This window comes from Amycolatopsis sp. cmx-11-12 (assembly GCF_046269425.1).
Taxonomy (GTDB): Bacteria; Actinomycetota; Actinomycetes; order Mycobacteriales; family Pseudonocardiaceae; genus Amycolatopsis.
Genome location: NZ_JADNQM010000018.1, coordinates 145344 through 169683 on the forward strand (window position 1 = coordinate 145344; position 24340 = coordinate 169683).

General features: G+C 68.3%; 24 protein-coding genes. 10 read left to right on the top strand and 14 right to left on the bottom strand.

The features are described from left to right. Window positions 1-32: 32 nt before the first annotated feature. The 4 genes from ACLARN_RS24270 to ACLARN_RS24285 form a co-directional block, all read right to left on the bottom strand. On the bottom strand, window positions 33-617 hold the full coding sequence (locus ACLARN_RS24270) for a DUF3558 domain-containing protein (protein WP_409493750.1): 585 nt from the start codon (window positions 615-617) through the stop codon (window positions 33-35). A gap of 24 nt (window positions 618-641) precedes the next feature. After that, window positions 642-1925 carry an MFS transporter gene (locus tag ACLARN_RS24275; RefSeq protein ID WP_409493751.1) on the bottom strand — a complete coding sequence of 428 codons (1284 nt, stop codon included), beginning with the start codon at window positions 1923-1925 and terminating at the stop codon, window positions 642-644. Window positions 1926-2193: 268 nt separating this feature from the next. Continuing rightward, on the bottom strand, window positions 2194-2880 hold the full coding sequence (pdxH, locus tag ACLARN_RS24280; protein WP_409493752.1) for a pyridoxamine 5'-phosphate oxidase: 687 nt from the start codon (window positions 2878-2880) through the stop codon (window positions 2194-2196). A gap of 788 nt (window positions 2881-3668) precedes the next feature. Next, window positions 3669-4040 (bottom strand): hypothetical protein, encoded by a 372-nt coding sequence (locus ACLARN_RS24285; protein WP_409493753.1) that lies wholly within the window; start codon window positions 4038-4040, stop codon window positions 3669-3671. Between the two features lie 393 nt (window positions 4041-4433). On the opposite strand from ACLARN_RS24285, the gene ACLARN_RS24290 reads away from it, so the two are divergent. The 8 genes from ACLARN_RS24290 (at window position 4434) to ACLARN_RS24325 (ending at window position 12927) form a co-directional block, all read left to right on the top strand. After that, complete coding sequence (locus ACLARN_RS24290) at window positions 4434-5438, top strand: ABC transporter substrate-binding protein (RefSeq protein WP_409493754.1); 1005 nt, start codon at window positions 4434-4436, stop codon at window positions 5436-5438. Further along, a complete protein-coding gene (locus ACLARN_RS24295; RefSeq protein WP_409493755.1) occupies window positions 5435-6394 on the top strand; it encodes an ABC transporter permease in 960 nt (319 codons plus the stop codon). Before ACLARN_RS24290 ends, ACLARN_RS24295 begins: the two co-directional genes overlap by 4 nt. After that, complete coding sequence (locus ACLARN_RS24300) at window positions 6391-7167, top strand: ABC transporter ATP-binding protein (protein ID WP_409493756.1); 777 nt, start codon at window positions 6391-6393, stop codon at window positions 7165-7167. The genes ACLARN_RS24295 and ACLARN_RS24300 overlap by 4 nt, the downstream gene beginning before the upstream one ends. A 14-nt stretch (window positions 7168-7181) precedes the next feature. Continuing rightward, window positions 7182-9878, top strand: coding sequence for a nitrate- and nitrite sensing domain-containing protein (locus ACLARN_RS24305; RefSeq protein ID WP_409493757.1), 2697 nt, complete (start codon window positions 7182-7184; stop codon window positions 9876-9878). After that, window positions 9875-10300, top strand: coding sequence for a roadblock/LC7 domain-containing protein (locus ACLARN_RS24310; RefSeq protein ID WP_005156032.1), 426 nt, complete (start codon window positions 9875-9877; stop codon window positions 10298-10300). The genes ACLARN_RS24305 and ACLARN_RS24310 overlap by 4 nt, the downstream gene beginning before the upstream one ends. Before the next feature lie 20 nt (window positions 10301-10320). Further along, window positions 10321-10701 (top strand): DUF742 domain-containing protein, encoded by a 381-nt coding sequence (locus ACLARN_RS24315; RefSeq protein WP_409493758.1) that lies wholly within the window; start codon window positions 10321-10323, stop codon window positions 10699-10701. Next, window positions 10679-11272, top strand: a complete 594-nt coding sequence (locus tag ACLARN_RS24320; protein WP_409493759.1) for a GTP-binding protein — start codon at window positions 10679-10681, stop codon at window positions 11270-11272. Before ACLARN_RS24315 ends, ACLARN_RS24320 begins: the two co-directional genes overlap by 23 nt. A gap of 110 nt (window positions 11273-11382) precedes the next feature. Next, on the top strand, window positions 11383-12927 hold the full coding sequence (locus ACLARN_RS24325) for a hypothetical protein (RefSeq protein ID WP_409493760.1): 1545 nt from the start codon (window positions 11383-11385) through the stop codon (window positions 12925-12927). 10 nt (window positions 12928-12937) lie between these two features. On the opposite strand, the gene ACLARN_RS24330 is transcribed toward ACLARN_RS24325, so the two are convergent. Then, a complete protein-coding gene (locus ACLARN_RS24330; RefSeq protein WP_409493761.1) occupies window positions 12938-13558 on the bottom strand; it encodes a TetR/AcrR family transcriptional regulator in 621 nt (206 codons plus the stop codon). Between the two features lie 91 nt (window positions 13559-13649). Here ACLARN_RS24330 and ACLARN_RS24335 point away from each other — a divergent pair, with 91 nt between their 5' ends. Then, window positions 13650-14741, top strand: coding sequence for a lipase family protein (locus ACLARN_RS24335; protein WP_409493762.1), 1092 nt, complete (start codon window positions 13650-13652; stop codon window positions 14739-14741). A 57-nt stretch (window positions 14742-14798) separates the two neighbouring features. Here ACLARN_RS24335 and ACLARN_RS24340 read toward each other — a convergent pair whose 3' ends face one another. The 7 genes from ACLARN_RS24340 to ACLARN_RS24370 form a co-directional block, all read right to left on the bottom strand. Beyond that, complete coding sequence (locus tag ACLARN_RS24340) at window positions 14799-15998, bottom strand: hypothetical protein (protein ID WP_409493763.1); 1200 nt, start codon at window positions 15996-15998, stop codon at window positions 14799-14801. Then, a complete protein-coding gene (locus ACLARN_RS24345; protein ID WP_409493790.1) occupies window positions 15986-16693 on the bottom strand; it encodes an urease accessory protein UreD in 708 nt (235 codons plus the stop codon). The genes ACLARN_RS24340 and ACLARN_RS24345 overlap by 13 nt, the downstream gene beginning before the upstream one ends. Continuing rightward, a complete protein-coding gene (gene ureG, locus ACLARN_RS24350) occupies window positions 16690-17403 on the bottom strand; it encodes an urease accessory protein UreG (protein ID WP_409493764.1) in 714 nt (237 codons plus the stop codon). The genes ACLARN_RS24345 and ureG overlap by 4 nt, the downstream gene beginning before the upstream one ends. Next, window positions 17393-18067 (bottom strand): urease accessory protein UreF, encoded by a 675-nt coding sequence (locus ACLARN_RS24355; RefSeq protein WP_409493765.1) that lies wholly within the window; start codon window positions 18065-18067, stop codon window positions 17393-17395. The genes ureG and ACLARN_RS24355 overlap by 11 nt, the downstream gene beginning before the upstream one ends. 14 nt (window positions 18068-18081) lie before the next feature. Continuing rightward, complete coding sequence (locus ACLARN_RS24360) at window positions 18082-19803, bottom strand: urease subunit alpha (RefSeq protein ID WP_409493766.1); 1722 nt, start codon at window positions 19801-19803, stop codon at window positions 18082-18084. Further along, a complete protein-coding gene (locus ACLARN_RS24365; RefSeq protein ID WP_409493767.1) occupies window positions 19803-20096 on the bottom strand; it encodes an urease subunit beta in 294 nt (97 codons plus the stop codon). The genes ACLARN_RS24360 and ACLARN_RS24365 overlap by 1 nt, the downstream gene beginning before the upstream one ends. A 122-nt stretch (window positions 20097-20218) precedes the next feature. After that, a complete protein-coding gene (locus ACLARN_RS24370) occupies window positions 20219-20521 on the bottom strand; it encodes an urease subunit gamma (protein WP_409493768.1) in 303 nt (100 codons plus the stop codon). A gap of 292 nt (window positions 20522-20813) precedes the next feature. On the opposite strand from ACLARN_RS24370, the gene ACLARN_RS24375 reads away from it, so the two are divergent. Beyond that, window positions 20814-21965, top strand: coding sequence for a citrate synthase 2 (locus ACLARN_RS24375; protein ID WP_409493769.1), 1152 nt, complete (start codon window positions 20814-20816; stop codon window positions 21963-21965). A 52-nt stretch (window positions 21966-22017) separates the two neighbouring features. Here ACLARN_RS24375 and ACLARN_RS24380 read toward each other — a convergent pair whose 3' ends face one another. Together ACLARN_RS24380 and ACLARN_RS24385 are read right to left on the bottom strand one after the other, a co-directional pair. Beyond that, entirely contained in the window at window positions 22018-22608 is a 591-nt protein-coding gene (locus ACLARN_RS24380; protein ID WP_409493791.1) for a TetR/AcrR family transcriptional regulator, read from the bottom strand. 23 nt (window positions 22609-22631) lie between these two features. Continuing rightward, window positions 22632-24323: an SDR family oxidoreductase gene (locus tag ACLARN_RS24385; RefSeq protein ID WP_409493792.1), complete on the bottom strand. Its 1692-nt coding sequence runs from the start codon at window positions 24321-24323 to the stop codon at window positions 22632-22634. Window positions 24324-24340: the final 17 nt, after the last annotated feature.

Below are 24340 nucleotides of genomic sequence, written 5' to 3' on the forward strand. Positions count from 1 at the left end.
GGGTTGGCGAAGCGCGAAACTGGGTAATTCGATCAGTTGGCGTCGACCGCGGTCTTCACCAGCGGCGTCATCATCTCCTGGGTCATCTTCGTCGGCCCGGTGTAGTTGACCAGCACCGGAACATCGCTCACGAGTTCGGCCGCGGCCAGCGTCGCGGTCTTGTTCTCGTCGACGTAGTAGAGAGCGCCCTCGCCGACACCGGCGACGTCCTTCGCGCCCGGCTTCGCCTTCTTCAGCGCCGCGACCATCTCGGCGGGCTTGATCTTGTTGCCTTCGAAGCGGGTCACCGCGAGTGCGCCGATCTGCTTGCCGCCGGCCGAGTAGACACAGCTCTTGGCCTTGCCCCCGTTGGCGGCGTTGTCCTGCACCGGGCCCGGCGCCGACGTCACGCCTTGGAGGGAGATCGCTTTCCCGACGGCCTCGGCGGGCAGCAGCGCGCACGGCTCCTTCGAACCGGCGCCGCCGGTGGGAGCGGCCGAGGAACTCGGCGCGGCGGAGGGAGCAGGAGCCTGGCTCGACGGCTTGGCCGCGTTGTCCGTCTTCTGGTCGCCGGACGAGCAGGCGGTAACGGTCGCGATGACAGCGGCGAACAGGATGATCGCCCGTGAAATACGCATGGGCCCGACGATAGCCCCGGCGAATCAGTCCACCGGGGCCCGGTACCGCCAGAAGGTCGGGATCAGGAACGCCGCCGCGATGACCAGCACGATGACCAGCACTCCGCCGCCGGAGGCCGCGGCGGCCGTGCCGACCCCGGCGGCGGCCCAGCCGTGGGTGAGGTCGGCGATCCGCGGTCCGCCCGCGACGACGACGGTGAACACACCCTGGAGCCGTCCACGCATCTCGTCGGTGGTGGCGACCTGGAGGATCGACATCCGGTAGATCGCGCTGACCATGTCGGCGGCCCCGGCGAGCGCCATGAAGAAGACCGCGAGCCACAGCGAATTCGCGAGACCGAAGCCGACGATCGCCCCGCCCCAGACGCAGATCGAGACGATCACGCCGACACCCTGCTTCTGGATCCTCGTCAGCCAGCCGGAGAAGAGGCCGATCAGCATCGCGCCCGCCGGGAGCGCGGCGTAGAGCCAGCCCAGCGCCGGGCCGCCGCCGGGCGGGTCGCCAAAGGTGCGCTCGGCCATCTCCGGGATCAGCGCTCGCGGCATGCCCGCGACCATCGCGATGATGTCGACGAGGAAGGAGGCCAGCAGGATCTTCTGCGTCGCCAAATAGCGGAAACCGTCGATGATGTCGCGGATCCCGGCGCGGCGCGCGATCTCGCCGAGCGGCGGGATCGGGGGCAGTTTCCAGACCGCGACGAGGGTCAGGGTCAGCGCGATGACGTCGATCAGGTAGAGCGTCGAGAGGCCGAGGATCGGGATCAGCGAACCCGCGAGCAGCGGGCCGAAGACCGCGCCGAAGGTGGCCATCGTGCTGCTCAGCGCGGTCGCGGGCGCGATCAGGTTGTCCGGCACCAGCCGGGCGACGACGGCACCGCGGGTCGGCATGTTGATCGCGAAGAACGCCTGGTTGACCGCGAGCAGGACGAGGACGAGCCAGACCGAGCCGATGTTCAGGAACGCTTGGAGCCACAGGACCGCCGAAGTGACGGTGACCCCGACGTTGGTGACGAGGAGGAGCTTGCGGCGATCGACGGCGTCCGCGATCGCGCCGCCCCAGAGGCCGAACACGAGCAGCGGGATCAGGGCGACCAGGCCGGTCAAGCCGACGTAGGCCGACGAACCGGTGAGGTCGAAGACCTGTTTGGGAACCGCGACGGCGGTGAGCTGGCTGCCGACGGCGGTGACCGCGGTGGACAGCCAGAGGCGGCGGAACGCGGGGATCTTGAGCGGCCGGGTGTCGACGACGATCGAGCCGAACAGCTTGCGGACACCCTTACGCTGTTCAACCCCCACGTCGTCACTCACAACCCGACAGCTTAGCCGCGCTAACTAACCAACCGCGCGCGATTTATGTCACCCGGCGGCCCCCTCACGGCTCCGGCTCACGCCTGCGCCTCGGTGACCCACGGTCTCCCGGGAGCGCGCCAGCGCGACGGGGAGACTTCACCGTCGCGCGCCCTCTTTTGGGCCGAAGGCCCACGAAAACGCGATGAAGGGGCGCCCTCCGCACTCACGCGAGGTGAACACGGAACGGCGCCCCTTCGGCGCGCTTTTCGTCAGCGCGCGACAGATATCACGGCGCGACGCGCTCGATCTGCCAGCCGTCGTCGGTGCGGACGTAGCGGAGCCGGTCGTGCATGCGGTCCTCGCGGCCCTGCCAGAACTCGACGTAGTCGGGCCGGATGCGCCATCCGCCCCAGTGCGGCGGGAACGGGATGTTCTCGACGTCGGCGAAGCGGCGTTCGATGCCGTGAAGCGCGGTCTCGAGGGCACGACGGCCGTCGACGACGCGGGACTGCGGCGAAGCCCAGGCGCCGAGCTGCGAACCCCGCGGACGGGAGGCCCAGTACTCGGCGGTCTCGGCGACGTTGACCTTCTCGACCTCGCCGCGTACGTGGACCTGGCGTTGCAGGGCGTACCACGGGAAGGTGATCGACGCGTAGCGCGTCGCCGTGAGGTCGTGGCTCTTCGTGGACGTGTAGTTCGTGTAGAACACGACGCCGCGCTCGTCGAGGCCCTTGCACAGGACGGTGCGGGAGGACGGCCTGCCCTCCGGGTCGGCCGTGGCCAGCACCATCGCGTTCGGTTCGGCGATCCCCGCGGAGACGGCCTGGTTCAGCCAGTCTTGCAGCTGGACGGTCCAGTTCTCCGCCAGCGCGGACTCGTCGAAGGCCGCGCCTTCGTAGGCGACCCGCATCCCGGGCAGGCGTACGACGGCGTCGTCTCCGCCGACAGCGCCATCTTTGATCTCCGGCATCATCCGCCAAACCTCCGTACCCGGTCAGGGCATCTGTGACTTCGGCTTTGCCGCCGACGGTATTGCCTAGAAGGCGGCGGCGAAACCCACTGAACGGTGACACCCGACACCCCTTGCCGATCATCGGTGTGTAGCTGCCGGACCGCAAGCCGTTACCTCCCGGCCACCTGATCGATCAAGACCTCTTGAGTGGCTGGCCGGAAGTCGACGATGTTGGGCCGGCTGGCGGGTAGCGAAGGACTCTTTCACTACCTTCAGGGTAGGCAAGGAGGCCTTCACGGCCAGGTGAACGCGTGCACACGCCGCCCACAGCGTCTGGCGCCGCCCTTGCCCACCTGAGGTACATGAAGGCCCCCTTCCTTGCGCCTAGCGCAAGGAAGGGGGCCTTCATGTACTGGGATAGGGGGCCTTCACGCGCCATCGTGATGACTGGCGGGGTTGCCGAGGCCGCAGAAGCAGGTACTCCGAGTCCCTTACCACTCGCGAGAACCGCCCCCAATCCACCACGTCACATCGAATTCACACGAACTTATCCTTCGAAAATCGGCGACTCTTTCGACATTTTTCCCGGCGTCCTTTTTCACGGTTTCAGACAATTGATTACGACATTCGGCCTACTGCCCGCCCATGCCACCTGACGACTCATCCTAATTCTGTCGAACGATCGAAATTACCCTCGCGACACATACCCCCGAGATGTGCCAAGACCTCGAACGTGAGAACACGGCGAAGGCCACTCCCGGGATGGTCGAAATCCCGAAAGCGGCCTTCGCTTCTCCGGTGTCGCGCCGTCAGTTCGTGACGACGAACTCCGCGCGGACGATCCAGCCCCAGCAGTCGTACGACGCCGTGTACCGGCCCGGCACTGTCCCTACAGGACCGTCGCCCCGCAACGCGACACCGATGCCGCCGGTGCCGCCGTCTCCCACTACCCGCAAGGGAATCGGCGCGGCGAGACCGGCCGCGGTGAGCGTCGTCGCGAGCTCGCCCGCCCCCGACGGGCGCAGGCAATAGATATCCGCGGTGACCGTCCCACCTGCGACGATCGCGGTCGGGGCAAGGACCAAACTGGACGGTCTGGTCGCGTTCGCCTGTCCCGCTCCGAGCACTGTGGCCACCAACGCCGCCGCGACGGCACACAGCGCGGCCGAACGAATCTTCATCCTCTTGCTCCCTCCCGAAGACCGGCGAGGATTTCACCGGCCACCCGGTGGACGCATGCCGCCGCACCCAGGGTTGCCCACCTGACGAGACGCCGCCCGAAGGGGCGAGCGGCACCCGGTTTAGCAGAATGTGACAGGAATTCATGCAAGAGCTGACGATCACACTAGGTAGGCCTTGCGCCACTCGATAGGATCGCCGCCGAGGGCAACGGGGTGATCACCTCTATCCAGTGTGTTCAGAGGTTTTGGATGGGACGGCCGGGTGTGCGGCCGCACCGTCCGCTATTGCCGGCCGGGCTTCCGAGAGGGGGCTCGACACCGGTCGATCACTCCTGCGCTCGAGCCGCCGGAACTTTCTACGACCTTGTTACTCCCCTTCCCCAGGAGTGCGTTGTGATTTCCCGTTCCCGCCGTGTCATGACGGCGTTGTTGTGTGCCCTTTCGCTGGCTGGTGTGACGGCCCTTTCGGCCTGTTCCGACAGCACGGCCGCTTCCGGCACCAAGGTCACCATCGGTTACAGCGCGTGGCCGGGCTGGTTCCCGTGGGCGGTGGCCCAGGAGAAAGGCCTCTTCGAGAAGAACGGCGTGACCGTCGACCTGAAGTGGTTCGACAGCTACACCGAGAGCATCAACGCGCTCTCCTCCGGCGCGATCGACGCGAACAGCCAGACCCTCAACGACACGCTCGCCTCGGTCAGCGGTGGCGCGAAGCTGTCGGTGGTCCTGGTCAACGACAACTCGACCGGCAACGACAAGATCATCGCCCGGCAGGGGATCACCGGCGTCGCCGACCTCAAGGGCAAGAAGGTCGCCGTCGAGCAGGGCACCGTCGACCACTACCTCCTGCTGCTCGCGCTGCAAGAGGCGAAGCTGACCGAGAAGGACATCGAGCTGGTCCCGCTGCTGACCGACGCCGCCGCGGCCGCGTTCGTGGGCGAGCAGGTCGACGCCGTCGCCGCCTTCGCCCCCTTCACCTCGAAGGCGCTCGAGCGCCCCGGCAGCCGCGCGATCGCGACGTCCGCCGAGTTTCCCGGTGCCATCCCCGACCACCTGGTCGTCTCCGAGCAGATGTCGAAGGAGCGCAAGAAGGAGGTCCAGGCACTGGTGACCACCTGGTTCCAGACGATCGACTGGATCAAGCAGAACCGGGACGAGGCCGTGCGGATCATGGCTAAGCGCGGCGCCGTGTCGATCGAGGAGTACAAGAGCTACGACGCGGGCACCACGATCTTCACCAAGCAGCAGAACCTCGACGCGTTCACCCCCGGCGTCACCCCCGCCCACCTGAACTTCCAGGCAGGCAAGATCGCCGACTTCATCATCGCCAACGGGCTCGCCCAGAACCGGCCCAACTTCGACGGGCTGTTCGACGACCAGTACGTCAAGGCGGTGAAGTGAGCACCACGGACGCGGCGGGGAAGGCCGCTCAGCGGACGGACGCCGCTGACGAAGCCGAAGCGCGGCTTCTCGACGATGAGCAGCGGCTCGCCGAAGCGCAGGAAGACCGTCGCCGGGGCGGCGCGCGACCGGACTGGTCGCCGCTGCCCCGCCGGGCGGGCCTCAAGCCGAACGCCTCCCCGCTGTTCTCGCTCCGGACACCGATCCCCGTGCGCTGGCGGTGGACGCTGGCGGTGGCCTCGTTCGCGATCCCGCTGCTGATCTGGGTGACGCTGAACGCGCTGGGCACCATCAAGCCCACGTTCCTGCCGACCCCGGTCGCGGTGTTCGACGCGTTGCTCGAGATGATCAAGTCGGGCGAGCTGTTCAGCGACCTCTGGGCCACCACCCAGCGGGTGCTGCTCGGTTTCGGGCTCGCGGTGCTCGTCTCGATCCCGCTCGGCATCGTGATGGGGACGTTCAACGCCGGGCTGGCGCTGTTCGAACCGGTCATCGCGATGCTGCGCTACCTGCCGGCGAGCGCGTTCATCCCGCTGCTGATGATCTGGCTCGGCCTCGGCGAGCCGTCGAAGGTCGCGGTGCTGTTCCTCGGCACGGTCTTCTTCAACACGCTGATGACGGCCGACGCCGTCCGCGGGGTACCGCGTTCGCTGATCGACGTGTCGTACACGCTCGGCGCGCGGCGCGGCGAGGTCCTGCGCAAGGTGATCGTGCCGCACGCGCTGCCCGGCATGATCGACGCGACCCGCGTCAACGCCGCGGCCGCGTGGAACTTCGTGGTGGTCGCCGAACTGATCAACGCCACCGCCGGGCTCGGCCTGCGGATCATGCGGGCGCAGCGGTTCACCCAGACCGACCGGATCTTCGCGCTGCTGATCGTGATCGGCCTCCTCGGCCTGGTCATCGACGTCGCGCTGCGGCTCCTGCGGTCCAAGGTCGGGAAGTGGGCGGCGTGACGCTTCAGCTGAAGGCCGTCGCCAAGGACTACACGGTCCGCGGCGAGACCACCCGGGCCCTCGACGGGATCGACCTCGACATCGCGCGCGGCGACTTCGTCTGCGTGGTCGGCGCGAGCGGATCCGGCAAGTCGACCCTGCTCTCGCTGATCGCCGGGCTGGCCGAACCGACCGAAGGCCTGATCACCCTCGACGGCGACGCCGTCACCGGACCGGGCCCCGATCGCGGGCTGGTGTTCCAGCACGGGGCGCTGTACCCGTGGCGCACGGTGGAGAGCAACGTCGCGTTCGGACTCGAACTGCTCGGCATCGACAAGGCCGAACGCGCGCGCCGGATCGACTGGTATCTCGAAGAGACCGGGCTCGACGGGTTGCGGAAGTCGTTGCCCAAGCAGCTTTCCGGCGGGCAGAAGCAGCGGGTCGCGATCGCGCGGGCACTGGTGTGCGAACCCGAGGTGCTGCTGCTGGACGAACCTTTCGGCGCGCTGGACGTCCAGACCAAAGAGGACATGCAGGTCCTGATCCGCCGGATCTGGACCGACACCCACACCACGGTGCTGATGGTGACCCACGACGTCGAAGAGGCGGTTTTCCTCGGACGGCGTGTCGTGGTGCTGGCCTCGGACCCCGGCCGGGTGGCCGCCGACATCGTGGTCGACCTGCCCGGTGAACGTGACCTCGCGGTCAAACGCGCGCCCGAGTTCCTCGCGTTGCGCGCGTCCATCGAAGACCTCGTCCGGGAGCAGCACCGCGGGCACCTCGGGCTGAGCTGAGAAGAAAGGTGATCATGAGGCACGGGAAGACCCGGCCGGAACGCACCCCGCGTTCCGGGTTGCTCGGCAGACTCGGCATCCGGGGCAAGCTCAACCTGCTCCTGATGTTGCCGCTGACCGCCGTGGTCCTGGTGTCGGTGCCTTACGTCGCCGGGGAGATCGACGACGCCCGGTCCGCCCGCACCACCGCCGACGTCGCGTCACAGGCCCGTGCCCTCGGCACGCTGGCGTGGGAACTGCAACGGGAGCGGCTGCTGACGGCGCACTACATCGCGTCTCCGTCGGCGAGCAGCGCGGCGATGCAGAAGCAGCAAGGCGTCGTCGCGGACACGGTGAACCAGGTGAGTTCGCAGCTGAGCGCCGACGCGCCGGAAGAACTCGCGGCCGCGCTGGTGCGGATCGGGTCCCTCAACGAGATCCGGGAGAACGCGCTCCGGCGCGGTGCCTCCCTCGACAGCGTGGCACGGACCTATCACGCGGTGATCGACTCGGTCGTCAACTCGCTGCGGCTCGTCCCGCAGCAGACCAGTGACGCGGAGGGAACCCGGCAGCTGACGGCGCTCGACGCGCTGCTGCGCGCGAACGAGGAGAACTCGCTGCGCGGGATGGCGCTGATCATCGTGGCGATCACCCCCGACTCCGGTGAGCCGGTGCTGGACGACGCGAAGCAGCAGGCGTCGCTGTTCCTCGAACGGTTCGTGCAGCAGGCCGACGTCACCCAGGCGACGCAGGTCGTCGCGGTGGAACAGGGCGAGGCGGGCCGCCGGGTCGACGCGCTGGAAGCCAAGCTCCCGGATACCCGGGGCCAGCAGGCCGTGCAGGCACTGCTGCCGGACATCCTCGGCGCCGTCGAGGCCCAGTCGAATCAGCGGCGGCTCGCACAGGACACGGTCACCACCGGCATCACCGACGCGGCGACCGCGCGAGCCGACGCCGCGCAGAACCTGGCGTGGACGATCGGTGTCGGCGCCGGTGTGCTGTTCCTGCTGGTCGGTGGTCTCGCGATCGCGGTCAGCCGGTCGATCGCGGATCCGCTGCGGAAGCTGACCACGGCGGCGACGTCGGTCGCGGACCTCGCGAGCACCGAACTGGTCCGGGTCAGCGACACCGAGCAGGCCGAAGAACTCGCGCCACGACTGGCCACCATCGACGTGTCCTCCCAGGACGAACTCGGGAAGCTGGCCGAGGCGTTCAACCGGGTACAGGCCACCGCGGCCGAACTGGTGGAACGGCAGGCCGTCACGCGGCGCAACGTCGGCCTCATGTTCGCCAACGTCGCGAAGCGGACGCAGAACCTGGTCGGCAGGCAACTGGCGCTGGTCGACGAACTGGAGCGCAACGAACAGGACGTCGCCCTGCTGGCGAGCCTCTACCGGCTCGACCACCTCTCCACCCGGCTGCGCCGGAACGCGGACAACCTCCTCGTCGTTTCGGGAAACCGCGACGAGGCAAGGATTTCCGGGCCGATCGAGCTGTCGACGGCGTTGCGTTCGGCGCTCGCGGAGATCGAGGACTACCAGCGGGTCCGGCTCGGTTCGATGGGCGACGTCCTGCTGTCGTCGCCGTTCGGCTCGGATCTGGTACTGATCTTCGCGGAGCTGCTGGAGAACGCGACGTCGTTCTCCCCGCCGGAGTCCTTTGTGGACGTCGGCACGAAGATCCTGCCCGACGGCTCCTGCCTGATCGTGATCGTGGACCAGGGCATCGGCATGACCGCCGAACGGCTCGCCGAGGAGAACCGGCGGCTGGTCGAGCGCGAGCGGCTCGAACTGGCGCCGACCAGTGTGCTCGGCCTGTTCGTGGTCGGGCGGCTCGCGCGGCGGCACGGGCTGAAGGTCGAGCTGTCCGAGACCGAGCCGGGCGCCGGCATCACCGCGCGGATCGCCGTCCCGCCGAATCTGCTGACCTACCGGCAGCCCGTGCGGAAGGCCGTTCCGCCGCCGGCGTGGCCGACCGTGGAGCCGGGAGACGAACCCGCCCCTCGGCAGTCCCCGCCCCCGTCCCAGCCCAGGGACAAGGTGTCCGGGCGTGAGCTGCCGACGCTGGCGATCGCCGGGATGGTCCCGCGCGACGGCCAGCGCCCCAAGGACTTCCGGTGGTTCCGCAAGACCGACCGGGAACTTCCGGAGCCGATGCCGATGCCAGAACCCACCCCGTTGCCCGTGCCAGTGCCGACGGCGCTGCCCGAACCCGTGCCGTACTACGAAGCGCCCGCGCCTACGCTGACCGCCGATTCCGGGGAGACCCGCGGCGGGCTGCGGCGGCGGGTCAAGGGCGCGCAGCTCCCCGGTGCCCCCGAAGCGCCGTCGCGGCAGAAGTCAAGGCATGATCCAGAAGCGGCCAAAGCGGCCTTCGACGGTTTCGAGGCAGGACTCGCGAAGGCCACCGGACCTTTCAAGGATTCGGTGCCTCCGCAAGCCCCATCGCAGCCGGTGAGCCCACCGGCTGCCAACCCGATGCCGACCCCGACACCGGTGCCCGCCGCCTCCCGCGGCGGTCTCACCAGGCGGGTCCCCGGTGCGCAGCTGGCGCCGGGCCTGTCGAAAGGACCGGCCGCGCGGCACCAGACCGCGCGGGCCGCCCTGAACACCGCCAAGCCCAAGGCCATGCGTGACCCAGAGGCCGAACGTGCCGCGTTCGACGCCTTCAGTGACGGGTTGGAGAAAGCCGTCAACCCGGAGATGGAACAGAGAGAGAAGAGCAAGAGATGACGACCGGAGTCAGCGTCGAAGCCCGGAACTTCAACTGGTTGGTGACGCGCTTCGCACAGAACACGGCGAGCGCGATGGGCGCGATCGCCGTGTCGGCCGACGGCCTGCTGATCGCGATGTCGTCCGAGCTGGAACGCGCCAACGCCGACCGGCTGGCCGCGATCTGCTCGGCGATGCTCGGCCTGGCACACGGTGTCTCCGAGAGCCACCCGCTCGGTTCGCCCGACAAGATCATCATCGAGCTGGAGCAGGGCTACCTGCTGGTCTGCACGATCAGCATCGGCTGTTCGCTCGGCGTGCTCGCCACGAAGCAGGCCAGCCTCGGCACGATCGCCTACGAGATGGCGATGTTCGCCAACCGGGCAACCGAGGTGCTCACCCCCGCGCTGATCGAGGAACTCAAGAAGAGCGTCGGCAGCTGAAATGACGAGGGGATAAGGGAATGAGCGACGATCAGGTACCTCGGCCCCGCGGCGGCGAACAGGGCATTTCGCCGCTGCGCCCGTATCTGCTCACCGCCGGCCGTGCGCAGCCGGTGGACGGCACGCTCGAAATCGAAGCGCAGGTGCTCACCAGCAGGCTCGGCGCGGCGTCGCAGGCGAGGCTGACCTTCGAACGACGGGAGATCGTTTCCCTTTGCCGGGAAACGAAATCCGTCGCCGAAGTGGCGGCGATGCTCGGCCTGCACATCGGCGTGGCCAGGGTGCTCGTGGCGGACCTCGCCGCGCTCGGCTATGTGGTGCTCCGGCGCCCGGCCGGAAGCCTCACCCAGGACCTCGGCATGATCGAAAGGGTCATTCGTGGACTCGAAGCAATTCGCTGAACCGGCGGCGGCCAAGCCGCCGACACCGGTCAAGATCGTCATCGCGGGCGGGTTCGGCGTCGGCAAGACGACGACCGTCGGGGCGATCTCGGAGATCAAACCGCTGACCACCGAGGCGGCCATGACCTCGACCGGCGCGGCCGTCGACGGTACGGGCGGGGAGGTGCCGTCGAAGACCACCACCACGGTGGCGCTGGACTTCGGCTGCATCACCATCGACGAAGAGGTGAAGCTGTACCTCTTCGGCACGCCGGGGCAGGACCGGTTCGGGTTCATGTGGCACGACCTCGTGCTGGGCGCGCTGGGCGCGCTCGTCATCGTCGACACCCGGCGGCTCGACGACTGCTATCCGGCCGTCGACTACTTCGAGAAGGCCGGACTGCCGTTCGTGGTCGGGGTGAACGTCTTCGACGGTTCCCTCAAACACGACCTCGAGGACGTGCGCTGGGCGCTCGCGGTGAGCGAGGACGTCCCGCTGATCACCTTCGACGCGCGGCAGCGGCTGTCGGTCCGTGACGCGCTGCTGGCCGTCCTGCACAACACCTTCCGCCGGGCTTCCGCCGCGTCGTAGCTCAGCCGGGGAAAGAAGTGACAATCTGACCCTAGACGTCACAGCATCCTGTTACCCTCGATCGCATTCCCGCCCGTCCGGCCGCGGGAATGCGAAACGGGGTGGGTGGGATGACCGGCAAGTACATGAGCGGAAGCGAGTATTCGGCGACGCTTACGGCTGCGCTCAACAGTTACTGGCAGACACTGGAAAAGCGCTGGCTGCACGACGCCGGTCTGATGCTGCGAGGCGGGACGAGCCTGATCTCCGGGGCGCCGGAGCCCGCTCGCTGGCAGGTCCCCGTCGAGTCGCGGGGCCATTTGACGACTTGTCCGATCGTCGAGTGGGCGGTCAATGACGGCACCCCGGCGAACCGGCCGCAGGCGGAGGCCTGCGACGGCTGGAGCGTGCCGGAGGCGAAGTACGCCGAATGCCGGGCTCTCGACGTTTTTTCCCAGGTCGGGGATTGGGCGTGGCGGAAACGGGAACAGCTGGCGACCGCGATCCCGGATCTCGCGGGCGGACCGGAACTGTCGTCGCTTGAAGAGGCTTACGCCGCCTTCTCGTCCGTCGAGAAGAAGATGCGGGTCGGTGACGCGATGGGCGACCACGACCTGGACACCCAGATCGCGCTCCTCGCGGGCACCAACACCCAGTCAGGCACCCGGGCTTGGATGACCGGCTGGATGGGGCTCGCGGCGAACAGCCTCCAGGACGGTTTTCTCGCGACGGTGGGACCCACCCTCACCCACCAGGACATCCTCGTGAAGTGGCTCGGCAACAGCTACTCGTGCCGGGCCGCGATCATCCACGCCGCCAGGAACAACATCCTGCACCTCATCGCGGAGGCCACCACCGCGCTCAACGAAGCCGCTCCGGCGCCGGCGGAGGCTCCCAAGGAGAAGCTGCTGCTGAACTCCGTCAGCGATGCTTGGGATTACGCCACCACCATCATCGGGGCTTTGGGCCGGAAGGCTCCGGCAGGCGTCGGCAACACACTCATCCTGCTCGAGTTCGCGATGGAGGTGAAGGCGCCGCCGATGAACTCAAACCTGAGGTTCCCGCAACTGGACGCGTTCTTCGCCCACGTGGACACCGGCGTCCGCGATCTCCACAGCGACCTGGACAAGGCCGAGAAGGAGTACCACGAGGCCATCAAGGCCATCGAGCACGAGATCGCCGGGGTGGACCGCAGGGATCTCGAGCTCTACGACATGACGCAACCCCCGGCGAAGGGCGCCGCCAAAGCAGGCTCGGGCGGAGGCCAGCGCTACGCCGTGGACGTCACGGTCGTGCTGCAGCTCGCCGAGGCCTGCTACGGAGCGGCCGAGATCTACTCGGGCTTACTCGGGGAACTCGCGAAGACCTCTTACGCCGACGGCCAACTGGTGGGTCGCGGGGTCGTCCCCACCGACGCCGACACCGCCTTGAAGCAGTTGAGGAACGACGTCGAGTCGTTCTTTCAGAAGACGACCGCGCGCTACCTGGCGGCAGGCGACCGCATCAAAGAGGCAGCCGAGAAGTACGCCCAGACCGACGCCGAGCAGCAAGACCGGCTCCGGACGGCGATCGGCACACTCGGCGATTGGGCCAAGGAAGAGCCGGGTAAGAAGCCCGAGGGCGAAAAGCGGGACCGGATCGACCTCGACCCGGACAAGGAAGGCGCCCAGAACTGACGTCGCGCGCTCAGGCCGGCCGGGTGATGGCGGCCAGCATCAGGGCGCGGAGTTCGGCGGCGACGTCGGCGACCGGCAGCGGTGGCGAGTGCGCCTGCCATTCCCGCAGCAGTCCGGTCGCGGCGCCGACGAGCGCGATCGCGGTCAAGCGATAGTCGCGGTCCGGCGCGACGCCGTGCAGGGCCGCGTGCCGGGCTTCGGATTCGATGAACGCGGCCCATCGGTCGACCCATTCCTGGTGCTGTGCCTCCAAAGCGGCGCTGACACCGACCGCCTCGACGTAGTTCAGCCGCGGCATCCGGGGGTCTGACGTCACCGTGCTGACGAAGACGTCCAGCAGGGTCCCGATCCGGGTGACCGCGTCGGCGTCCTCCAGACGTTCCAGGATGCCCGTGACGTGCTCCAGCGCGAGGGCGTTGATGCGCTCGTGCAGGGTCAGCAGCACCCGTTCCTTGCTCTCGAACTCCTCGTAGAAGTTCCGCGTCGAAACGCCGGCGCGCGTGCACAACTCGGTGATCTTCGCCTGCCGGTAGCCCGTCGAGGTGAACAGGTCCAGGGCCGCGACGAGCAGGCGTTCACGCCGTTCGGCGCGCCGCTGCTCGGGTGCGACCCCGCCGTACGTGCGGGCCACTCGACCTCCCCCGATTCGGTAATAGGGATTGCCAGATGCTACCAACACGGCCTACATTGCGAAAATCTCAATTACCAAACTGGAGGCAACGGTGCTTCGGACAGTTCTGGTCTCAGCCCTCGCAGCCGCCCTGATAGGCGCGCCCGCCGCGCAAGCCGCGCCGAGCGCTCCCGGGGACCTGGTCGACTACAAGCCGGTCATCGCCACCGCACCGGCGAAAGCCTGGAAACTCAACTACCGCTCGACCTCGGCGACCGGGCAGCCGAACACGGTGTCGGGCATCCTGCTGGTCCCCCACGCGCCGTGGACGAAGGGCCCGCGCCCGCTGGTCAGCTACGCCGTCGGCACCCACGGCCTCGGCGACCGCTGCGCGCCGTCGACCCGGCTGACGAACGGGTCCGAGAACGAAGTCCTCCTGATGAGCCAAGCGCTTACGCGCGGCTGGGCGGTCGTCGTGACCGACTACGAAGGCCTCGGCACGCCGGGCACGCACACCTACGCCGTCGGCCAGTCCGAAGGCCGCGCCGTCCTCGACGCCGCCCGCGCGGCCGCCAGGGTTCCCGAAGCAGGCTTGTCCAAGACCGGGCCGGTCGGCGTTTTCGGCTACTCACAAGGAGGTCAGGCCGCGGCGTTCGCCGGTGAACTGCAACCGTCCTACGCGCCCGACGTCAACCTGGTCGGTGTCGCGGAAGGCGGTGTCCCGGCGGATCTGAACGCGGTCCTGAAGTTCAACGACGGCGGTCCCGCGTTCGGCCTGGTGCTCGGCGCCGCTGTCGGCTACTCGACGGCGTACCCGGAACTGCCGTTCAACGACGTCCTCAACGCGAAGGGCGAGAGGATGGTCGCGAAGGTCAAGGAAGCGTGCACCGTCGAACTCGGCGCGGCGGCGCCTTTCGCGCGGCTCAACGACTTCACGACCGTGCCGAACGTTTCGTCCGACCCGCGCTGGCAGGCCCGCCTCGGCGAGAACCTGGCGGGCAAGACCAAACCGGGCGCGCCGGTCTACCTGTACCACGCGTCACTGGACGAACTGATCCCGCTTTCGGTCGGCAAGGGCCTGCGCGACCGCTACCGCGCCCTCGGTGCCGACGTCACCTGGCAGGAGTTCCCGCTGCTGGAACACATCGGCGGCGTCTCGGCGGGCGGGCCGGTCGCGATGACCTGGCTGGGCACCAAGTTCTGACGGGGAGTCGGTCCGTGAAGGCCTCCTTTACTACCTTCAGGGTAGTGAAGGAGGCCTTCACGGATTTTCGAGGACGGGGTTGGCGCGCAGGTTGCCGTCACCGCAGACCCAGCCGTGAGCGGGCAAGGGACCGAGGTCGGTTTCGGCGAGAAAGAGTCCGTGCCCGACGGTGAACGCGACCAGCCCGTCCTCCAGCAGGACGATCCGACCGTACAGATCGCGTTCGTCAGGGATCTCGCACAGCACACGCTCACGCAGCTCCGCGTCGATCGCCCGCAATGCGCCGTCCTGGGTGAACGCCACCGTCCCCGCGCTGTCGAGCGCCGGACTCCCGAAATGACTCCTCGAAAGCGCCGGACCGTCATCCGTCGAACCGTCCGCGTTGAGCTTCCTGAACCTTCGAGACCCTTCCGGATTCCCACTCCCGACGCTCTGGATGGCGCCGTCCGGACCGACGAGCAGCGGACCGTCGCTGTCCCAGCGGACGACCTCGGCCCCTGACGCGTCGTAGCTCGCCGTCCCGAGCAGACCGAAACCCCGGTCCCCCGCCAGGAACTCGCCCGGCCCGGCGATCGCCTTGTGCCTGCCGCCCGAAACCGGCGTGGTCGCCACGAGGCCGCCGGAGTCCCGGTCGAGCAGGTAGGACAACGACAACCCCGTGCTCACGTCGTCGAATCCGGCGAGAATCCGGTCGCCGGAAACGAGCAACGGATCCCAGTACGACGGCGAGAACTCGTGGGGCATCGTAGGTTTGAAGGGCGCGAAGTCATCTTCCAGGCCCGGCGGACCCCGGTAACCCAGTGGTTCGGTCGGGATCCGGGTCGACCAAGTGCAGGCGCCGGAACCGTCCCGCACGTCGACCCGGACATCACGGTGACGGCCCGGCAAGGTCGTCCAAGTGGTACAGAACCCTTCTCGCACCAGGGCGAACGGGCCTGGAGCCTCGTCCGTGTCATGCTCCAGCCGGATCACCACCTGGGTTTCGCCGGAAGCGTCGAACCCGAGGAGAACGTCGCCGTCGATCAGGAAGACCGTGCCCGACTCGGAGACACGCAAATGTTTCGTATAGCTCTTCTGGTACCAGTGCCCTTTCGGATCGCCCTCGAGTTCGCGCCGCCAGAGCACGTTCCCCGCCAGGTCGATCGCCAGCAGTATCCGGTGGTTCCCGTAGGTACACAGCACGTACAACGGACCCGCCGCCGAAGGTGCGACCACGCTCCAAGGCTGGCCGGGCAACGAGAGACTCAGTGGATCCATGGCTCCCCCTTGAGCGCGGTCACGGCATCGGGCGCCAGCGACGTCGTAAGTATCCCACCGGCCGCCAAGGACGTACGGGACCACCACTCACCGGACGCCTCGGGCAGTTCCGGGCCGCCGACGACCAGATCGGTCGCCAGCACCCTGCGTCCGGCCAGATGCGCGAGACTGGAGTCCAAAGTGGAGTCCCCGATCTCCAATGTCTGCCGCAGCACCGGGATTTCACCACGCGTCACGTGCTGAGTGGTCACCAAGGACCCGGGCCGCTCGCCCGCCCTGCCGAGAACGAGCACCTCCCGCGTGTGCAGGTAAGCGGCGGCCGCCAGGGATGCCTTGAACACCGCCGAGTGCCGGGCCCGCGCGGTCACGACGGTCGGTTCCGGCAGGTACTCCAGTGAACCGCCGCCGGCCACCTCGATGTCCACTTCGGACATACTGCCCTCGCCGTGCAGGCCAGGAAGGGCGATGGTCGCCGCGACTCCGGAGAGCCGCAGCGAGGCACCGGGTCCGACGCGGATGGTCAGCTTCAGCTCGTCGCCACCCAGCGGCGACGTCGCCGAGTTGACCAGGTGCACGATCGCCGTCGCACCGGTGCCCCGCTTGGGAAGGAGCGTGAGCGGCGCCATCGAACGCAGCTCACGCAGTACGGTCCGGCCGCCCTCGAAACAGGCGGTCAGTCGCGCGTGTGCCTTCACCCCGCTCGGACCGGCAGCAGTGAACGGACCCACGCCGCGACGTCCGGCGCGTTCGGAGTGTCCACAAGGGACTGCGTGATGACCGGCAGTTCGCCCCGCATCCGGTGCGCGTCCGACGTCATCACGTCCATGTCCGCGCCGACCAGATGCGCGATGTCGATCTTGTTGATCACGAGCAGGTCGGCCGTGGTGACACCGGGGCCGCCCTTGCGCGGCACCTTGTCGCCACCCGCGACATCGACCACGAAAACCTGACTGTCCGCGAGCCCCCGGCTGAACACCGCGGTGAGGTTGTCCCCGCCGCTTTCGATGATCACCAGGTCCAGACCGGGGAATCGCTCCTCCAGCCGCTCGACGGCGTCGAGGTTCGCGGTGATGTCGTCGCGGATCGCGGTGTGCGGGCAGGCGCCGGTCTGCACGGCCTCGATCCGCTCGGGGTCGAGCACCCCGGCCTTGCGCAGGAAGTCGGCGTCCTCGGTGGTGTAGATGTCGTTGGTGACGACGGCGAGGTTCACCTCGTCGCCGAGCGCCCGGCACAGCGCCGCGGTGAGCGCGGTCTTCCCGCTGCCCACCGGGCCGCCGATGCCGATCCGGTACGCGCGCCCGGCGGTCGGCGCCTGGTCGTAGTGATCGGGTTCGGCGGCGGTGGGGTCGAAGTTGACCGGGTGGACGTGCCCGTGTCCATGACCATGCCCGTGCTCAGCTGGCAAAGAGACGCACCTCTTCCTTGTGATGCCGGGCGTGTGCCTCGGCGAACAGATCGAGCGCCGGGGACCCGGGCGCCGGGAGATCGGCCGGATCGTCGCCCGCGACCTCGGCGGCCATCAGGGAGACGTTCCGGACTTCGCGGGAAAGCCTGGCCACGACGGCGTTCACGGCGAACGGGTCGAGCCCGAGCAGCCGGACGGCCGCGCTCGCCGGGCCGCTGATCGCGAGGTAGGCCACCGCCATCGCCGCGTCGAGGGGCACCCCGATCAGCGCACCGACGATCACCGGATGATGCGGTCGCGGAGTTTCCTTCAGCAGCTGGGAAAGCACCGGAGACGGCCACGCCGCCTTGCCCGCCCGCGCCGTCCCTCGCCCTTGCGCACGGGACGCCTCCCGCTGAGCGAGCGACGGCGTCCGGGCGTCTAGTTCGAGATCGAGCCGCCGCCAGTGTCCACTCTGGACACCCCTGGCGGCCGCGTGCGCCGACACCGCGGCGAACACGGCGGCCAGCGAACCCGCGGTCCGCAAGCGCCCGGAAAGGAAGCCAGGCAGGTCGCGTTCGTGGGTGATCAGCTTCCGGGCGACGGCCTCTTCGAGCCCGCCGGAGTGGACGTGGCCTCCGCCGGGAAACCGGGAGTCGGCCAAGATGAGTGCGGCGAGGTCCATCAGAACAGGCTCCATTAAAACAAGAAGTACCTTTGCGCCATGGGCAGTTCCGTCACCGGCCGCGGTTCGATCAGCTCGCCGTCGACGTGCACGGCGAAACTGTCCGGCTCCACCCGGATGTCCGGGGTGGCGTCGTTGAGCACCATGTCGGCCTTGCCACGGGAGCGGGTGTCCGAGATCGGCACCAGGGTCCGCGAGATGCCGAACCGTTCGGCCACGTTGTTGTCGATCGCCGCCGGTGCCACGAAATGGAAACTGCTCGCGGCGGCGATCGCCGGTGCCGCGCCGAACATCGGGCGGGCCAGCACGGGCTGTGGTGTGGGGATGGACGCGTTCGCGTCGCCCATCGCGGCCCACGCGGGAAAGCCGCCCTTGAGCACGACATGTGGCCGGACACCGAAAAACTTCGGCTCCCACAGCACGAGATCCGCGAGTTTCCCGATCTCCACCGAACCGATCTCGCGGTCCATCCCGTGTGCGATCGCGGGGTTGATCGTGTATTTGGCGACATAGCGACGAGCCCGCAGGTTGTCGGCCGCGCCGTCTCCCGGCAGTGCGCCGCGCCGCCGCTTCATCACGTGCGCGGTCTGCCAGGTCCGGATGATCACCTCGCCGATACGGCCCATCGCCTGCGAATCCGAACTCATCATCGAGATGGCGCCGAGGTCGTGCAGCACGTCCTCGGCCGCGATGGTCGTCGGCCGGATGCGGCTCTCGGCGAACGCCAGATCCTCGGGTACGGACGGGTTCAGATGGTGGCAGACGACGAGCATGTCGAGATGTTCGTCGAGGGTGTTCGCGGTGTGCGGGCGCGTCGGGTTCGTCGACGACGGCAGGATGTTGGGCAGTCCGGCGACCTGGATGATGTCCGGCGCGTGCCCGCCGCCCGCACCCTCGGTGTGGTACGCGTTGATGGAACGACCCGCGATGGCGTCCACAGTGGACTCCAGGAAACCCGCCTCGTTCAGCGTGTCGGTGTGGATCGCCACCTGGACACCGGATTCGTCGGCGACGGTGAGGCAGGCGTCGATCGCGGCCGGGGTGCTGCCCCAGTCCTCGTGCAGTTTGAACCCCCCCGCGCCGGCGGCGAGCTGTTCGCGCAGCGCCTCGTGCCGGACGGTGTTCCCCTTGCCCAGCAACAGGACGTTGACCGGCTGGCCGTCCATCGCCTGCAGCATCCGGCCGAGGTTCCACGCTCCGGGCGTGACCGTGGTGGCCTTGCTGCCCTCGACCGGCCCTGTCCCGCCGCCGACGAGAGTGGTGAGCCCGGACGCCAGCGCGGTGTCGGTCAGCTGCGGGCAGATGAAGTGGACGTGACAGTCGATCCCGCCCGCGGTGAGGATCTTCCCGTTGCCGGACAACACTTCCGTCGACGGGCCGACGACCAGCGCCGGATCCACGCCGTCCATCGTGTCCGGGTTGCCCGCCTTGCCGATGCCGACGATCCGGCCGTCGCGGACGCCGACGTCGGCCTTGACGATGCCCCAGTGGTCCAGGATCACCGCGCCGGTGATGATCAGGTCGGGCGCACCTTCGGCCCTGGTCGCCATGCCCTGCCCCATGGATTCGCGGATCACCTTGCCGCCGCCGAACAGCACCTCGTCCCCGCTGCCGGAGGGCCCCATGCTGCGGTCTTCGGTGACCTCGATGAGCAGGTCGGTGTCCGCGAGGCGGATCCTGTCGCCGGTCGTCGGACCGAACAGTTCGGCGTACCGCTCGCGATCGATCGACGGCATCAGGACTCCTTGCGCAATCCGGGCACCTGACGGTTCCCGGCCAGCGGGACGAGGTCGACTTCCCGTTCGACACCCGGTTCGAAGCGCACCGAAGTTCCCGCGGGCACGTCGAGACGATGCCCTCGCGCGGCTTCGCGATCGAATTCGAGTCCCGGATTGACCGCCGCGAAATGGTAGTGCGAACCGACCTGGACGGGCCGGTCGCCGAGGTTCCGCACGAGCAGCCGGACCCGCGGCCTGCCGGGATTCAGTTCGACCGGTTCCTCACCGGTGATGATCTCACCTGGTCGCACTCGCGGCCCCTTCTTATTGTCGGTGAACCCGCGACCGCGATCGACGTCGGCAGGGCGCTGCCTGGGCGGGTTCACGCATCTGGTCACTTTTCCGAGGGCATCTCAGCTCCGCCTACCGTCGTCTAGACAATCGGGTCGTGCACGGTGACGAGCTTCGTGCCGTCCGGGAAAGTGGCCTCGACCTGGACGGAATCGACCATTTCCGGCACCCCGCCCAGCACCTGCGCCCGGGAGAGCACCGAGCGCCCACTGGAGACGAGTTCGCTGACCGTCCGGCCGTCGCGGGCGCCTTCGAGCACATGGTCGGTGATCAACGCCACCGCCTCCGGGTAGTTCAACCGGACCCCGCGTTCCAGCCGTTTGCGAGCTACGTCCGCCGCGACGTGGATGAGCAGTTTGTCCCGCTCCTGGGGGCTCAAGTGCATGAGAAAGGTCTATCACCGGAAACCGTCCTGCGCCGGTTCTCGAAACACAGGATTTACCTCGGCACCCGGTACACGCAAAGTGAACGTCGCCGTAACTCTTCGCGTACGGAGGCCGTTTTCACTGAATCGTTCTCGTAATCGTGACCGAAACCACCACATCTTTCGATTGCCCCAGGCCCCGACGTGGAGCAAAGTTTGTCCATCCGTGCGATGAGGCGCGCCTTCGCTGCGTGTATCCCGTCCACGCGTGAAACACAAAGCCGGGGAATGCGCATCGAAAGGTTTCACCACAGTGAGTGCCTCCACGATCAGCACCAATCAGCCGTCCGACCAGGTCGACGACGGTTTCCGACCCGGTCTCGAAGGCGTTGTCGCCTTCCGGACCGAAATCGCCGAACCCGACCGTGACGGTGGCGCGCTGCGCTATCGCGGTGTCGACATCGAGGATCTCGCCGGCAAGGTGACCTTCGGTGACGTCTGGGGCCTTCTCGTCGACAGCCGGTTCGGCCATGGGCTACCGCCCGCGGAGCCGTTCCCGCTGCCGGTGCACACCGGCGACGTCCGGGTCGACGTCCAGGCCGCGCTGGCCATGCTCGCCCCGATCTGGGGTTACCGGCCGCTGCTCGACATCACCGACGAGGAAGCCCGCGACCAGCTGGCCCGCGCTTCGGTGATGGCGCTTTCCTACGTCGCCCAGTCCGCCCGCGGCATCGGGCAGCCCGCCGTCCCGCAGACCCGGGTCGACGAGGCGAAGTCGATCACCGAGCGGTTCATGGTCCGCTGGCGCGGCGAGCCCGACCCGGCCCACGTCAAGGCCATCGACGCCTACTGGGTCTCGGCCGCCGAGCACGGCCTCAACGCCTCGACCTTCACCGCCCGCGTCATCGCCTCGACCGGCGCCGACGTCGCCGCCGCGCTGTCCGGCGCGATCGGCGCGATGTCCGGCCCGCTGCACGGCGGCGCGCCGGCGCGGGTGCTGCCGATGATCGAAGAGGTCGAGAAGACCGGCGACGCCGTCGGCCTGGTCAAGGGCATCCTGGACCGCAAGGAACGGATGATGGGCTTCGGGCACCGCGTGTACCGCGCGGAGGACCCGCGGGCGCGCGTGCTGCGCCGCACCTGCCAGGAACTCGGCGCGTCGCGCTACGAAGCGGCCGCGGAGCTGGAGCAGGTCGCGCTGAAGGAGCTGCGCGAGCGGCGTCCGGATCACCCGATCGAGACCAACGTCGAGTTCTGGGCGGCCGTGATCCTGGACTTCGCCCAGGTACCGCCGCACATGATGCCCGCCATGTTCAGCTCGGCGCGCACCGCCGGCTGGGCCGCGCACATCCTGGAGCAGAAGAAGACCGGCCGCCTCGTGCGTCCCTCGGCGAAGTACGTCGGTCCCGAGCCGCGTAAGCCTGAGGACGTCGAAGGCTGGGACTTGGTCGCGAAGCAGGCCTAGCGGCTTGTTATGAACGGACCTTTCATAACAGATTTTGTTATGAAAGGTCCGTTCATAACACCTGGGCGACCGAGGAGTCGTGCGAAGCGGTCGTAGCGAGCATGGCCGTGAGCTGATCGACCAGCCACCCGTCGAGCACCTCCCGGGGCAAGGCGCGTTCCTGCAGCCAGCTCAGCAGGGCGCCCTCGACCACGGCCGTCCAGCAGCGCAAGGTCAGCAGGAGCATAGGCGAGGGCTCCGACACTCCCAGCGCGTCGAGGATCAGCTCGACGGCGCGGTTGCGGACCTCGTCGATCGCCGCGTCCGTCTCCGAGGTCGCGATCACCGAACCGCTGCGCAGCAAGGCGACGTAACCCGCCCGGTAGTGGTCGGCGACGTCGATCAGGCCGCGGACGGCGGCCCGCAGCCGCGTTTCGGGCGGGCCTTCCTCAAGCCCCGCAAGACCGTCGATGAGCCCTTCGGTGACCGTTTTCAGCGCCTCGACCTGCAACTCCCGCAGGCTGGAGAAGTACCGGTAGAACAGCGGTCGCGAGACCTCGGCGCGGGCGATGATGTCGTCGACCGCGACGAGTTCGGGCGCGCGCGAACCGAACAGGTCCAGCGCGGCACGGATCAGGTCCTCGCGGCGCGCCTCCGCCGTCATCCGGCGGGGCCGTCTGGCGGAGGTCACGGGGTGACGTCCAGTTTCGCCGCGGCCCGCAGCAGGCCGGGAGTGAGCCGGGAGAGGACGAGCGCGGCCTTGGCCTCCGGTGTCGACGGCTGGATCGCCTTGTCCTTCTCGACCGCGCGCAGGATGTCGCGCGCGACCTTCTCCGGGCCGAAACCGCGTTTCGCGTACAGCTTGCTGCTCGACTTCTGGCGCCGCTTCTGCTCGACGTCGTCGACACCCACGAACCGCGTGGTGCTGGTGATGTTGGTGTTCACGATGCCGGGGCAGATCGCGGTGACGCCGATGTTCTCGGCGGCGAGCTCCGCGCGCAGGCATACGCTCAGTGTCAGCACGGCGGATTTCGTGGTGGCGTAGGCGGAAAGGATCTTCGACGGCAGATAGGCGGCGGCCGAGGCGACGTTGACGATCTGGCCGCCTTCGGCGCGATCCCGCATCTGCTCGGCGAAGACGCGGCAGCCGTGGATGACGCCCCACAGGTTCACGTCGATGAGGCGTTCCCAGTCCTTGACGGTCGTGTCGAGGAACGGGCCGGACAGGCCGATGCCCGCGTTGTTCACGACGATGTCCGGGACCCCGAACTCTTCCTTGACCCGCACGGCGAACTTCTCGACCGCTTCGGCGTCGGAAGAGTCCACTGTGTACTCGCCGACGGTGGCACCCTTGTCCCGCAGGAGTTTCGCGGTGTCCGCGGCGGCGGAACCGTTGATATCGGTGATGACGAGGTCGGCGCCCTTGTCCGCGAACGCGAGCGCGGTCGCGCGGCCGATCCCGCTGCCGGCGCCGGTGACCACGACGAGCCTGTGCGCGAAGCCTTTTGTCTTGGCTTGTTTGAGCGCGCGGCTTTCCTCGCCGCCTTCGACGTGGTCGATCAACTCGGCGGCGGCCTCGGCGATCACCCGCGGCTTTTCCCGGACCACCCAGTGCGTGCCGACGATCCGGCGGACTCGGAGGTCCGGCGCCCAGCGCTCGATCTCGGTCTGCAACGGCGTGGTGACGAACTTGTCGCCGGTGGGCGCGAGCACCTGCACCGGGATCTCGGCCTTACGCGGCTGTGGCCGGGAGAGGCGCGTAAACATGTTGGCCCGGTACAGGTTGAGACCGTACAAACCGTCCGAAGTAGACGGTGCTGCGGCGGCGGGGTCCATCCGGCCGATGAGCGCGCCCATCGCTCCGGTGCGCCACAACAGCTGCGGTATCAAGGGAATCTGGAAGCCGAGGATGTACGTCGAGTGTGTTCCTTGGGCGAACGCGTTCTTGAGTCGCTTCGGGCTCGGACGCACCTGTGCGCGGAACCACGCTCCCGCGTGGTCGAGGCTCGGCCCGGAGATCGACGTGAACGACGCGAGCCGCCCGCGCAGCCTGTCGCCGGTGACGGAATGCCAGGTCTGGATGGAGCCCCAGTCGTGCGCGAGCAGGTGGACCTTGCCCTGCGGCTGGACCTCGTCGACGACCGCGGCGAGGTCGTCGGACAGCTGGTCCAGTTTGTAGGACTTGCGTCCCGAAGGCTTGTCCGAGCGGCCCGCGCCGCGGACGTCGTAGACGACGACCCGGTAGCGGGTTTCGAGCAGGGCGGCGACGCCGTCCCACATGGACCCGTTGTCCGGGTATCCGTGGACGAGCACCACCGTGGGCGCGTCGTCGACACCGGTCACCCGGACCGAGAGGCGGACACCGTCGCTGGCCGTCACCCACGTATGAGACATAA